Annotated in this window: 10 protein-coding genes and 1 tRNA gene; 9 read left to right on the top strand and 2 right to left on the bottom strand. The window is 61.9% G+C overall.

What is annotated here, in order from left to right; all coding sequences use genetic code 11:
* Window positions 1–95: 95 nt before the first annotated feature.
* A tRNA-Leu gene (locus tag HU748_RS17560) sits at window positions 96–182 on the bottom strand.
* A 273-nt stretch (window positions 183–455) separates the two neighbouring features.
* On the opposite strand from HU748_RS17560, the gene rnr reads away from it, so the two are divergent.
* The 8 genes from rnr to HU748_RS17520 all read left to right on the top strand — a co-directional run bounded on the left by rnr (window position 456) and on the right by HU748_RS17520 (window position 10,216).
* A complete protein-coding gene (rnr, locus tag HU748_RS17555; RefSeq protein ID WP_186665936.1) occupies window positions 456–3,056 on the top strand; it encodes a ribonuclease R in 2,601 nt (866 codons plus the stop codon).
* Window positions 3,053–3,799, top strand: coding sequence for a 23S rRNA (guanosine(2251)-2'-O)-methyltransferase RlmB (gene rlmB, locus HU748_RS17550; RefSeq protein ID WP_186665937.1), 747 nt, complete (start codon window positions 3,053–3,055; stop codon window positions 3,797–3,799). The genes rnr and rlmB overlap by 4 nt, the downstream gene beginning before the upstream one ends.
* A gap of 316 nt (window positions 3,800–4,115) precedes the next feature.
* A complete protein-coding gene (gene rpsF / locus HU748_RS17545; RefSeq protein ID WP_186721262.1) occupies window positions 4,116–4,541 on the top strand; it encodes a 30S ribosomal protein S6 in 426 nt (141 codons plus the stop codon).
* Window positions 4,542–4,569: 28 nt separating this feature from the next.
* A complete protein-coding gene (rpsR, locus tag HU748_RS17540) occupies window positions 4,570–4,800 on the top strand; it encodes a 30S ribosomal protein S18 (protein WP_003249563.1) in 231 nt (76 codons plus the stop codon).
* A 33-nt stretch (window positions 4,801–4,833) separates the two neighbouring features.
* Window positions 4,834–5,724 (top strand): hypothetical protein, encoded by an 891-nt coding sequence (locus HU748_RS17535; RefSeq protein ID WP_186721261.1) that lies wholly within the window; start codon window positions 4,834–4,836, stop codon window positions 5,722–5,724.
* Window positions 5,725–5,744: 20 nt separating this feature from the next.
* The gene (gene rplI / locus HU748_RS17530) at window positions 5,745–6,191 is read left to right on the top strand and encodes a 50S ribosomal protein L9 (protein WP_003249568.1); all 447 of its coding nucleotides are present in this window, start codon (window positions 5,745–5,747) and stop codon (window positions 6,189–6,191) included.
* 113 nt (window positions 6,192–6,304) lie between these two features.
* The gene (gene dnaB, locus HU748_RS17525; protein ID WP_054894540.1) at window positions 6,305–7,702 is read left to right on the top strand and encodes a replicative DNA helicase; all 1,398 of its coding nucleotides are present in this window, start codon (window positions 6,305–6,307) and stop codon (window positions 7,700–7,702) included.
* Window positions 7,703–7,918: 216 nt separating this feature from the next.
* Window positions 7,919–10,216: a YgiQ family radical SAM protein gene (locus HU748_RS17520; RefSeq protein WP_186709692.1), complete on the top strand. Its 2,298-nt coding sequence runs from the start codon at window positions 7,919–7,921 to the stop codon at window positions 10,214–10,216.
* 64 nt (window positions 10,217–10,280) lie between these two features.
* Here the strand turns inward: HU748_RS17520 and HU748_RS17515 are convergent, their stop codons facing one another.
* Window positions 10,281–10,868 (bottom strand): TIGR00730 family Rossman fold protein, encoded by a 588-nt coding sequence (locus tag HU748_RS17515; protein ID WP_186665942.1) that lies wholly within the window; start codon window positions 10,866–10,868, stop codon window positions 10,281–10,283.
* Window positions 10,869–11,240: 372 nt separating this feature from the next.
* Here HU748_RS17515 and azu point away from each other — a divergent pair, with 372 nt between their 5' ends.
* Window positions 11,241–11,690, top strand: a complete 450-nt coding sequence (gene azu, locus HU748_RS17510) for an azurin (protein WP_186721260.1) — start codon at window positions 11,241–11,243, stop codon at window positions 11,688–11,690.
* Window positions 11,691–11,785 lie beyond the last annotated feature (95 nt).

Below are 11,785 nucleotides of genomic sequence, written 5' to 3'. Positions count from 1 at the left end.
GGGCAAATAGTCGGGAGGAGGCGGATGCTGGCGCGGCGGGAGGGCAAAAAACGCAGGCAAGAAAAAACCCACTAGCAAGCTAGTGGGTTTTTATATGGTGCCCAGGAGAAGACTCGAACTTCCACGACCGTTAAGTCACTGATACCTGAAACCAGCGCGTCTACCAATTCCGCCACCTGGGCACACATTTTGTCGAGGTCACATGATGCTTTACATCAGGTTTCATCTCAACTACAACGTCGGCTGTCCGTCGTTGTGGTGCGCACTATACGGATGCCCCTGAGGGCTGTAAAGCCCCGGATCGAAAAAAATTTCAAAAAATTCAAGTTGTTGATTCCAGTGACCTATTGCCGCTGCCGGGGCGCCCGGCAGGGGCTGTCCAAGGCAAAGATTTCCGGTTTCAATACGCGTATGCCAGAATCCCTATCTATATACCCCAAGGTGAACCCCTTCTGATGGCCGATTGGCAATCCCTCGATCCCGAGGCCGCTCGCGAAGCGGAAAAATACGAGAATCCCATCCCCAGCCGTGAGCTGATCCTGCAGCGCCTTGCCGACCGTGGCGAACCCGCCGCGCGCGAGGAGCTGGCGGCAGAGTTCGGTCTGTACGAAGAAGACCAGATCGAGGCCCTGCGCCGCCGTCTGCGCGCAATGGAGCGTGATGGTCAGCTTATCTATACCCGGCGCGGCACCTATGCCCCGGTAGACAAGCTCGACCTGATCTGCGGCCGTGTCTCCGGCCACCGCGATGGCTTCGGCTTCCTGATCCCCGACGACGGCAGCGAAGACCTGTTCCTCAGCCCTGCACAGATGCGCCTGGTGTTCGACGGCGACCGTGGCCTTGCCCGGGTCTCTGGTGTCGATCGCCGTGGTCGCCGCGAAGGCGTGCTGGTCGAGATCATCTCCCGCGCCCATGAAAGCGTGGTTGGCCGCTACTTCGAAGAAGGCGGCATCGGCTATGTGACCCCCGACAACCCGAAGATCCAGCAGGAAGTGCTGGTGACTGCGGGGCGCAACGGCGGCGCCAAGATCGGCCAGTTCGTCGAGATCAAGATCACTCACTGGCCGACCCCGCGGTTCCAGCCGCAAGGTGACGTGGTCGAGGTGATCGGCAATTACATGGCGCCGGGCATGGAGATCGATGTCGCCCTGCGCAGCTACGACATTCCGCACGTCTGGCCCAAGGACGTGATCAAGGAAGCGCGCAAGTTCCGCTCCGAAGTCGAAGAGAAGGACAAGGAAAAGCGCATCGACCTGCGTCACCTGCCGTTCGTCACCATCGACGGCGAGGACGCCCGCGACTTCGACGATGCCGTCTATTGCGAGCCTTTGGGCAAGCTGCGCCTGTTCTCCGGTGGCTGGCGCCTGTACGTGGCGATTGCCGACGTTTCCAGCTACGTGCGCCTGGGCTCGGCCCTGGACGTCGAGGCCCAGCAGCGCGGCAACTCGGTGTACTTCCCCGAGCGTGTGATTCCGATGCTGCCCGAGGAACTCTCCAACGGCCTTTGCTCGCTGAATCCGCATGTCGATCGCCTGGCCATGGTCTGCGAGATGACCATCAACAAGGCCGGCCAGATGGTCGACTACCAGTTCTATGAAGGCGTGATCCACTCCCATGCGCGTCTGACCTACAACAAGGTCAGCAGCATGCTCGAGCACTCCCGCACTCGCGAAGGCAAGGCGCTGCGTGAGGAGTACAGCGCAGTCCTGCCGGACCTCAAGCACCTCTACGCGCTGTACAAGGTGCTGGTCGATGCCCGCCATACCCGTGGTGCAATCGACTTTGAAACCCAGGAAACCCGGATCATCTTCGGCGAAGACCGCAAGATCGACGAAATTCGTCCGACCGTGCGCAACGACGCCCACAAGCTGATCGAGGAATGCATGCTGGCGGCCAACGTCGCCACCGCCGAGTTCCTGCAGAAGCACAACGTGCCGTCGCTGTACCGCGTGCACGATGGTCCGCCACCGGAGCGCCTGGAAAAACTGCGCGCCTTCCTCGGTGAGCTGGGGCTGTCGCTGCACAAGGGCAAGGATCCATCGCCGAAGGACTACCAGGCCCTGCTGGCGAGCATCGCCGGGCGCCCGGACTTCCACCTGATCCAGACCGTCATGCTGCGCTCGCTGAGCCAGGCGGTGTACAGCACCGAGAACAACGGCCACTTCGGCCTGAACTACGAGGCTTACACCCACTTCACCTCGCCGATCCGCCGTTACCCTGACCTGCTGGTGCACCGCGCCATCCGCAGTGTGATCCGCTCGAAGATCGATACCCCGCACGTCAAGCGCGCCGGTGCGATGAGCATTCCCAAGGCGCGGATCTACCCGTACGACGAGAACAGCCTCGAGCAGATGGGCGAGCAGTGCTCGATGACCGAGCGCCGCGCCGATGAAGCCACCCGCGACGTGGTCAACTGGCTCAAGTGCGAATACATGCGCGACCGCGTGGGTGAGACTTTCCCTGGCGTGATCACCGCAGTGACCGGTTTCGGCCTGTTCATCGAGTTGACCGACATCTATGTCGAAGGCCTGGTGCACGTCAGTGCGCTGCCGGGCGATTACTACCACTTCGATCCTGTGCACCATCGCCTGGCCGGTGAGCGTACTGGCCGCAGCTTCCGCCTGGGCGACACCATCGAAGTCAAGGTGATGCGCGTCGACCTCGAGCAGCGCAAGATCGACTTCGAGCTTTCCGAGGCCGCGATCAAGGCGCCGGGCGGCCGCAAGCCGCGTAGCGAATCGGCTGACACCGGCAAGCCTGCGGGCACCAAAGGTTCGGTCAGGTCCGAGCCTGCACCGGCTACCGAGGCGAAGATTTCGCCCAAGCCGCGCAGCCGCAAGAGCGAAGCTTCCGAGGCCTACTTCCCGAAAGATGCCGTGCAGCGTAATGCCGAGGTGCGCAAGAGCCGCGAAATGAAGAAGGCGCTGATGGGGGATGCGCGGCAGCACACCAGTGCCAAGGCCGAGAAGGGCACCAAGGCGTCCGGCAAGACCAAGCATCGCAAAGGCCCGTCGAAATCCGGCGCGCCACGTAAGGGCAAGAGCGGCAAGTCATGAGTCAGCTGGAAAAAATCTACGGCGTGCATGCCGTGCAGGCGTTGTTGCAGCACCATCCCAAGCGGGTCAAGCAGATCTGGTTGTCGGAAGGGCGTAGCGAGCCACGTCTTCAGACGCTGCTGGCGCTGGCTGCAGAAAACCGCGTTGCGGTCGGCCAGGCCGAGCGCCGTGAGCTGGACGCCTGGGTCGAGGGCGTGCACCAGGGTGTGGTCGCCGAGGTGAGCCCCAGCCAAGTGTGGGGCGAGGCGATGCTCGAGGAGTTGCTCGAGCGCACCGAGACGCCGCCGCTGATCCTGGTGCTCGACGGTGTCACCGACCCGCACAACCTCGGCGCCTGCCTGCGCACCGCCGATGCTGCGGGCGCGACGGCCGTGGTGATTCCCAAGGACAAGTCGGCCACGCTCACCGGCGTGGTGCGCAAGGTCGCCTGTGGCGCTGCCGAGGTGATCCCGCTGGTGGCCGTGACCAACCTGGCGCGTACCCTGGAGAAACTCCAGCAGCGTGGCCTTTGGGTGGTCGGCACTGCTGGCGAAGCGGAGCAGGAGATCTATCAACAGGACCTCACCGGTCCGCTGGTGATGATCATGGGCGCAGAAGGCAAAGGCATGCGCCGCCTGACCCGCGAGCATTGCGACTTCCTGGTGAAGCTGCCGATGGCCGGCAGTGTCAGCAGCCTGAACGTCTCGGTGGCGACCGGGGTGTGTCTGTTCGAGGCTGTGAGGCAGCGTCAGGCCAAGCGTTGAGAGCCTGAAGCGGCGGCGTTCCTTTCGCGGGCAAGTCGGACCGCCGAACCGCCGCTCCCACGGGGCCTGTGCAGGTCTGTAGGAGCGGGCTTGCCCGCGAAAGAGTCACCGCCGCTCTCACATACCCCGCCAATATGTTTCCGACTGTTCAAATAATCGCCAATCACCTTGCTTGTCCAACCCGCCTTCTCTACAATTGCGCCCCTTGCCGGGCTGGCAGGTGCGCATGCGCCTTCCCTCAAGCAAGACATACAGTGTCATTCACTCCTTGTCTGACCAGATTCGCTGGCAGACTACTAACCCGTAAGGAGCATTCATGCGTCATTACGAAATCATCTTCCTGGTTCACCCGGACCAGAGCGAGCAAGTCGGCGGCATGGTCGAGCGTTACACCAAGCTGATCGAAGAAGATGGTGGCAAGATCCACCGCCTGGAAGACTGGGGCCGTCGTCAACTGGCCTACGCAATCAACAATGTTCACAAGGCTCACTACGTGATGCTGAACGTTGAGTGCACCGGCAAGGCCCTGGCCGAGCTGGAAGACAACTTCCGCTACAACGATGCCGTGATCCGTAACCTGGTCATCCGTCGCGACGAAGCCGTTACCGGCCAGTCCGAGATGCTGAAGGCTGAAGAGAACCGCAGCGAGCGCCGTGAGCGTCGCGAGCGTCCTGAGCATGCTGACTCCGCCGATGGCGACGACAGCAATGACAGCGACTCCAGCGATAGCGCTGACGAGTAATCCACGGACCTTTAGAGGAGCCTATTAAATGGCACGTTTCTTCCGTCGTCGTAAATTCTGCCGCTTCACTGCTGAAGACGTGAAAGAGATCGACTTCAAAGATCTCAACACCCTGAAAGCTTACGTATCCGAAACCGGCAAGATCGTTCCAAGCCGTATCACTGGTACCAAAGCTCGTTATCAGCGTCAGCTGGCTACCGCTATCAAGCGCGCCCGCTTCCTGGCCCTGCTGCCCTACACCGACAGCCACGGCCGCTGAGACCGGGTCGTCGACAAGCAGTAAGGGATAGGCATGCGAGCGTTGGCTGATTTCATCATGCGCGGTCGTGTGCAGGCCACTGTCGTGGTGGCTGGTTGTGCGGCATTGCCGCTGTTGTTCTGGTTGAGTGCCGCCGCCGGGAGCCTGGTGTTCCTGCGGCGTGGTTTCAAGGACGCATCCTCGGTCATCGTGTGGGGCATCTTGCCCGCGCTGGTCTGGTGGGTCTTCGGCGAGCCGCGCACCTTGATGGTGTTGCTGGGGACGCTGGGGCTGGCTGCGCTGTTGCGCGCCGGGCATTCCTGGAACCGGGTGCTGTTGTCCAGCATCGCCTTGGGCCTGTTGTACGGTGTCATCCTCGGTTCAGTGTTCCGCGAACCGATCGAAGCTCTGGCGCGAGCGCTTGAAAAAGCCCTGCCGCAGATGCTCGACGGTCTCTACCAGCAGTTGACGGTAGAGGAGCAGGCACACCTGGGGGCACTCATCGTACCGGTGCTGAACGGCCTGATTGCAGCTTTGCTGCAGGTCGTCAGCGTTCTGGCCCTGATGTTGGGCCGGTACTGGCAGGCCGCGTTGTACAACCCGGGAGGTTTCGGCCGCGAGTTTCAAGCGGTGCGGATTCCCCTGGTGCCGGCACTGGTGCTGCTGGCGTGCATGGTGTTCGGACCGAACTTCGGTTCCGCCGTCGCCTTGCTTACGCCGCTGTGCAGTGTGCCGCTCATGTTCGCGGGCATCGCCCTGCTGCATGGGCTGGTGGCCCAGAAACGCCTGGCCAGGTTCTGGCTGGTGGGGTTGTACGTCACGCTGGTGCTGTTCATGCAGCTGACCTATCCGTTGCTCGTGGTCTTGGCCATTGTCGACAGCCTGATTGATTTTCGCGGTCGCCACTCCCCCAAGGGGAATGATTCCGCGAACGGTGAAGGTTAAAAGTTAAGAGGTTTTACCAAATGGAACTGATCCTGCTGGAAAAAGTCGCCAACCTGGGCAACCTGGGCGACAAAGTAAAAGTTAAGGCTGGTTACGGCCGTAACTTCCTGCTGCCATTCGGCAAGGCCACCGTTGCCAACGCCGCTAACCTGGCTGCATTCGAAGAGCGTCGCGCAGAGCTGGAAAAAGCCGCTGCCGACAAGAAAGCTTCGGCTGAAAGCCGCGCTGCCCAACTGGCCGAGCTGGAAGTGACCATCACTGCCACCGCTGGCGACGAAGGCAAGCTGTTCGGTTCGATCGGCACCCACGACATCGCTGATGCCCTGACCGCCTCCGGCGTTGAAGTGGCCAAGGCTGAAGTTCGTCTGCCGAACGGCACCATCCGTCAGGTTGGCGAATACGACGTAGCCGTGCACCTGCACAGCGACGTTGAAGCCACCGTACGTGTGGTCGTCGTAGCTGCCTAAGCTGCGCTGACTGACTGGCCCCTCGCGGGCCAGCCGGTTAACATCGGGCACGGTCCTGTTTTTCAGGCCGTGCCCTTTGTCTTTTTGAACCCCCCCAGAATTCTTGCGTGGCCATGAACGAGATTACCAATCCCGAACAGCTCGACCTGCAAACCGCTGCCCTGAAGGTGCCGCCGCATTCCATCGAGGCCGAACAGGCTGTGCTCGGTGGCTTGATGCTGGATAACAACGCCTGGGAGCGAGTGCTGGACCAGGTGTCCGATGGCGATTTCTACCGGCATGACCACCGCCTGATCTTCCGTGCCGTGCACAAGCTGGCCGATGCCAACCAGCCGTTCGACGTGGTCACCCTGCACGAGCAACTGGACAAGGAAGGCCTATCGACCCAGGTCGGTGGCCTGGCGTACCTGGCCGAGCTGGCCAAGAACACTCCGTCGGTGGCCAACATCAAGGCCTACGCCGCGATCATCCGCGAGCGGGCGACGCTGCGCCAATTGATCAGCATCAGTACCGACATCGCCGACAACGCCTTCAACCCGCAAGGGCGCAACGCCGAAGAGATTCTCGACGACGCCGAGCGGCAGATCTTCCAGATCGCCGAGGCGCGGCCCAAGACCGGTGGCCCGGTGGGGGTCAACGAGCTGTTGACCATGGCCATCGACCGCATCGACACCTTGTTCAACTCCGACAGCGACATCACCGGTGTGTCCACCGGCTTCACCGACCTGGACGAGAAGACCAGCGGCCTGCAGCCCGCCGACCTGGTCATCGTCGCCGGCCGTCCGTCGATGGGCAAGACCACCTTCGCCATGAACCTGGTCGAGAACGCGGTACTGCGCAGCGACAAGGCCGTGCTGGTGTTCTCCCTCGAGATGCCTGGCGAATCACTGATCATGCGTATGCTCTCGTCGCTGGGGCGCATCGACCAGACCAAGGTCCGTTCCGGCCAGCTCGACGACGACGACTGGCCGCGCCTGACCTCGGCGGTCAATCTGCTCAATGACCGCAAGCTGTTCATCGACGACACCGCCGGGATCAGCCCCTCGGAGATGCGTGCTCGTACCCGCCGCCTGGCGCGCGAGCACGGCGAGATCGCGCTGATCATGGTCGACTACCTGCAGCTGATGCAGATCCCGGGCTCGGCTGGTGACAACCGGACCAACGAAATTTCCGAGATCTCGCGCTCGCTCAAGGCCCTGGCCAAGGAATTCAACTGCCCGGTCATCGCCCTGTCCCAGCTCAACCGCTCCCTGGAGCAGCGTCCGAACAAACGCCCGGTGAACTCCGACTTGCGTGAATCCGGTGCAATCGAGCAGGACGCCGACGTGATCATGTTCGTCTACCGTGACGAGGTGTATCACCCAGAGACCGAGCACAAGGGCGTGGCGGAAATCATCATCGGCAAGCAGCGTAACGGCCCGATCGGTTTTGTACGCCTGGCCTTCATCGGCAAGTACACCCGCTTCGAGAACCTCGCGCCGGGCATGTACAACTTCGACGACGACGAATAACCACCCGGAACTGAATCGGCCCCTCTGTGGGAGCGGGTTTACCCGCGAATGCGAGGTTGAACCCGCCATCGCATTCGCGGGTAAACCCGCTCCCACAGGGGGGCGATGTTTTTCTGGGCGATCACTATGATTCCGACCACTACCGTCGGATTTGGTCAAAATTTGTGCTATATTCCGCGCCCGCGATTTCCCTGCACACCAGAACCGGTCACTGACATGCAAGCAGCCAAACCACTCTACGACTATCCCAAGTACTGGGCCGAATGCTTCGGGCCAGCGCCTTTCCTGCCAATGAGCAGGGAGGAGATGGATCAGCTCGGCTGGGACTCCTGCGACATCATCATCGTGACCGGTGACGCCTACGTCGACCATCCGTCGTTCGGCATGGCCATCATCGGCCGCCTGCTGGAAGCCCAGGGCTTTCGCGTCGGCATCATCGCCCAGCCGAACTGGCAGTCCAAAGACGACTTCATGAAGCTCGGCGAGCCGAACCTGTTCTTCGGTGTCGCGGCCGGCAACATGGACTCGATGATCAACCGCTACACCGCCGACAAGAAGGTCCGTTCCGACGACGCCTACACGCCTGGTGGCCTGGCCGGCAGCCGTCCTGACCGCGCCAGCCTGGTGTACAGCCAGCGCTGTAAGGAAGCCTACAAGCACGTGCCGATCGTGCTCGGTGGCATCGAGGCGTCGCTGCGCCGCATCGCCCATTACGACTACTGGCAGGACAAGGTCCGCCACTCGATCCTGGTGGATGCCAGCGCCGATATCCTGCTGTTCGGCAATGCCGAGCGGGCGGTGGTCGAGGTTGCCCAGCGCTTGTCCAACGGCGAGAAGATCGAATCCATCACCGACGTGCGTGGCACTGCGTTCATCCGTCGTGACACCCCCGAGGGCTGGTACGAGATCGACTCCACCCGCATCGACCGTCCGGGCCGTGTCGACAAGATCATCAACCCCTACGTCAACACCCAGGATACCCAGGCCTGCGCCATCGAGCAGGCCAAGGGCGAGGTGGAAGACCCGAACGAAGCCAAGGTCGTACAGATTCTCGACAGCCCGCGCGTGACCCGCGAGAAGTCGGTGATCCGCCTGCCATCGTTCGAGAAGGTACGCAACGACCCGGTGCTCTATGCCCACGCCAACCGCGTGCTGCACCTGGAGACCAACCCGGGCAACGCCCGCGCCCTGGTGCAGAAGCACGGTGAAGTGGATGTGTGGTTCAACCCGCCACCCATTCCCATGAGCACCGAGGAAATGGACTACGTGTTCGGCATGCCCTACGCGCGCGTGCCGCACCCGGCCTACGGCAAGGAGCGCATCCCGGCCTACGAGATGATCCGTTTCTCGGTGAACATCATGCGTGGCTGCTTCGGCGGCTGCACCTTCTGCTCGATCACCGAGCACGAAGGCCGGATCATCCAGAACCGCTCCCACGAATCGATCCTGCACGAGATCGAGGAGATGCGTGACAAGGTGCCGGGCTTCACCGGCGTGGTCTCCGACCTAGGCGGCCCGACCGCCAACATGTACCGCATCGCCTGCAAGAGCCACGAGATCGAGAAGCACTGCCGCAAGCCGTCATGCGTGTTCCCGGGGATCTGCGAGAACCTCAACACCGACCACAGCTCGCTGATTTCGCTGTACCGCAAGGCTCGCGCGTTGCCGGGGGTGAAGAAGATCCTCATCGCCTCGGGCCTGCGTTACGACCTGGCGGTCGAGTCGCCGGAGTACGTGAAGGAGCTGGTCACCCACCACGTAGGTGGCTACCTCAAGATCGCCCCGGAGCACACCGAGCGTGGTCCGCTGGACAAGATGATGAAGCCGGGCATCGGCAGCTACGACCGCTTCAAGCGCATGTTCGAGAAATACTCGAAAGAAGCGGGCAAGGAGCAGTACCTGATCCCGTACTTCATCGCGGCGCACCCAGGCACCACCGACGAAGACATGATGAACCTGGCCCTGTGGCTCAAGGGCAACGGTTTCCGCGCCGACCAGGTGCAGGCGTTCTACCCTTCGCCCATGGCCTCGGCCACGGCCATGTACCACTCGGGCAAGAATCCGCTGCGCAAGGTCACCTACAAGAGCGAGGGTGTGGAGATCGTCAAGAGCGACGAGCAGCGCCGCCTGCACAAGGCATTCCTGCGCTACCACGACCCGAAGGGCTGGCCGATGCTGCGTGAAGCGCTGACCCGCATGGGCCGCGCCGACCTGATCGGCCCGGGCAAGCACCAGTTGATCCCGCTGCACCAGCCGCAGACCGACAGCTACCAGAGCGCCCGTCGCAAGAACTCGACGCCTGCCGGTAGCCACAAGGTGGCCAAGGAGCAGAAGATCCTCACCCAGCACAACGGCCTGCCGCCGCGTGCCAGCGATGGCAGCAAGCCGTGGGACAAGCGCGAGAAGGCCAAGGCCGAGGCATTCGCCCGCAACCAGCAGGCGGCCAAGGAGCGCAAGGAAGCGGCCAAGGGCGGTGGCAAGAAGAAGCCGCGTCAGCCCGTTATCCCGCGCTGACCTCCAAGCCTGCATGGAGCATTGTGGGGGCGAAGCGCTGCCCCCACAGGTTCTGTAAAAGCTGTCAATCAGGCTTGTGATCGACCCACTTCGGTGCCACCGGGGCGATGAAGCTGTCCATGCCATCGAGCAACTCATCCGCCCGCTGACCGAGCAACAGCATCGCCCGGTGCTGCGGTCGCACGAAACCTTCCTCGACGATATGGTCGAGGAAGCCGCCAAGCTTTTCATAGAAGCCATTCACATCCAGCAGCCCCAGTGGCTTGGCGTGATAGCCCAGTTGGCCCCAGGTCCAGACTTCGAACAATTCCTCCAGCGTACCCAGCCCACCCGGCAGGGCGATAAAGGCATCGCTGAGTTCGGCCATGCGCGCCTTGCGGGCATGCATGCCGTCGACCACTTCCAGGCGCGTCAACCCTTTGTGGCCAACCTCGGCGTCCATCAGGCTCTGCGGGATGATGCCGATGACTTCGCCACCTGCCGCCATGGCAGCATCGGCGACGATGCCCATGAGGCCGACGGCGCCACCGCCGTAGACCAGGGTCAGGCCGCGGTGGGCGATGGCCTGGCCGAGGGCGATGGCGGCTTCACGATAGGCTGGGTTGGCGCCGATGCTGGCGCCGCAGAAGACACAGACGGAACGTACGGGCATTGCTTATCTCCAGTGCAGTTCACCCGCTGCGCAGGCAGCGGGGCACACAGGGTAAGGCGCAATGGCGCGTGCTCCAAGCGTCGAATTCACTCCGGTCGGGCGAACTCGCAGACCGCAGCACCAGTTGCGCCGCACGCATAGGCAGCCAACAGGCTGCGCATGAAATTTCCGAGATTCATGGCACTTGCTCCTAAATGAGAGGTTGTCCCATCGTCTATCAAGCAGGCATGATGTGCTCTTAGATTGTTTGTATACAATCCATTGAACAATACTACTGGCTGGCTCATTGATGGCCCTTGACTCAAATCAGCAAGGGTCTGGCCGGTTTCAGGCAGTCTCGCAATTGATAAAACCCTGCCAAGGAGATTCACGATGTTTGCGAAAGCTGTAGCGGTATCCCTGCTGACCCTCGCCAGCGCTTCTGTGTTCGCCGCCGAGTGCTCGGTGACCGTCGACTCGACTGACCAGATGTCCTTCAACACCAAGGAGTTCACCGTCGACAAGAGCTGCAAGGAGTTCACCGTCAAGCTGACCCACTCCGGCAGCCTGCCGAAGAACGTCATGGGTCACAACCTGGTGATCAGCAAGACCGCCGACATGCAGGCCATCGCCACCGAAGGCATGACCCAGGGTCTGGATAAGGACTACATCAAGGCTGACAACGCTGCGATCATCGCCCACACCAAGATGATCGGCGCGCCTGAGAAGGAAACCGAAGTGAAGTTCGATGCGACCAAGCTCGAAGCCGGTGGCGACTACAGCTTCTTCTGCACCTTCCCGGGCCACATCTCGATGATGAAGGGCAAGGTTGTCGTCAAGTAATGACAGCTGTGTAGGGCCTTAGGGCCCCATTCGCGGGCAAGCCCGCTCCCACAGGTTGTTCACTGCCATTGAGAACAGTGAACAACCTGTGGGAG

The sequence above is a fragment of the Pseudomonas sp. RW3S2 genome (assembly GCF_014268955.1).
Taxonomy (GTDB): domain Bacteria; phylum Pseudomonadota; class Gammaproteobacteria; order Pseudomonadales; family Pseudomonadaceae; genus Aquipseudomonas; species Aquipseudomonas wayambapalatensis.
This window is presented reverse-complemented; position numbering and strand designations above follow the sequence as displayed.

Coding starts and splice junctions, on each gene's coding strand:
- rnr (WP_186665936.1), top strand. CDS start 456: ATGGCCGATTGGCAATCCCTCGATCCCGAGGCCGCTCGCGAAGCGGAA.
- rlmB (WP_186665937.1), top strand. CDS start 3,053: ATGAGTCAGCTGGAAAAAATCTACGGCGTGCATGCCGTGCAGGCGTTG.
- rpsF (WP_186721262.1), top strand. CDS start 4,116: ATGCGTCATTACGAAATCATCTTCCTGGTTCACCCGGACCAGAGCGAG.
- rpsR (WP_003249563.1), top strand. CDS start 4,570: ATGGCACGTTTCTTCCGTCGTCGTAAATTCTGCCGCTTCACTGCTGAA.
- HU748_RS17535 (WP_186721261.1), top strand. CDS start 4,834: ATGCGAGCGTTGGCTGATTTCATCATGCGCGGTCGTGTGCAGGCCACT.
- rplI (WP_003249568.1), top strand. CDS start 5,745: ATGGAACTGATCCTGCTGGAAAAAGTCGCCAACCTGGGCAACCTGGGC.
- dnaB (WP_054894540.1), top strand. CDS start 6,305: ATGAACGAGATTACCAATCCCGAACAGCTCGACCTGCAAACCGCTGCC.
- HU748_RS17520 (WP_186709692.1), top strand. CDS start 7,919: ATGCAAGCAGCCAAACCACTCTACGACTATCCCAAGTACTGGGCCGAA.
- HU748_RS17515 (WP_186665942.1), bottom strand. CDS start 10,868: ATGCCCGTACGTTCCGTCTGTGTCTTCTGCGGCGCCAGCATCGGCGCC.
- azu (WP_186721260.1), top strand. CDS start 11,241: ATGTTTGCGAAAGCTGTAGCGGTATCCCTGCTGACCCTCGCCAGCGCT.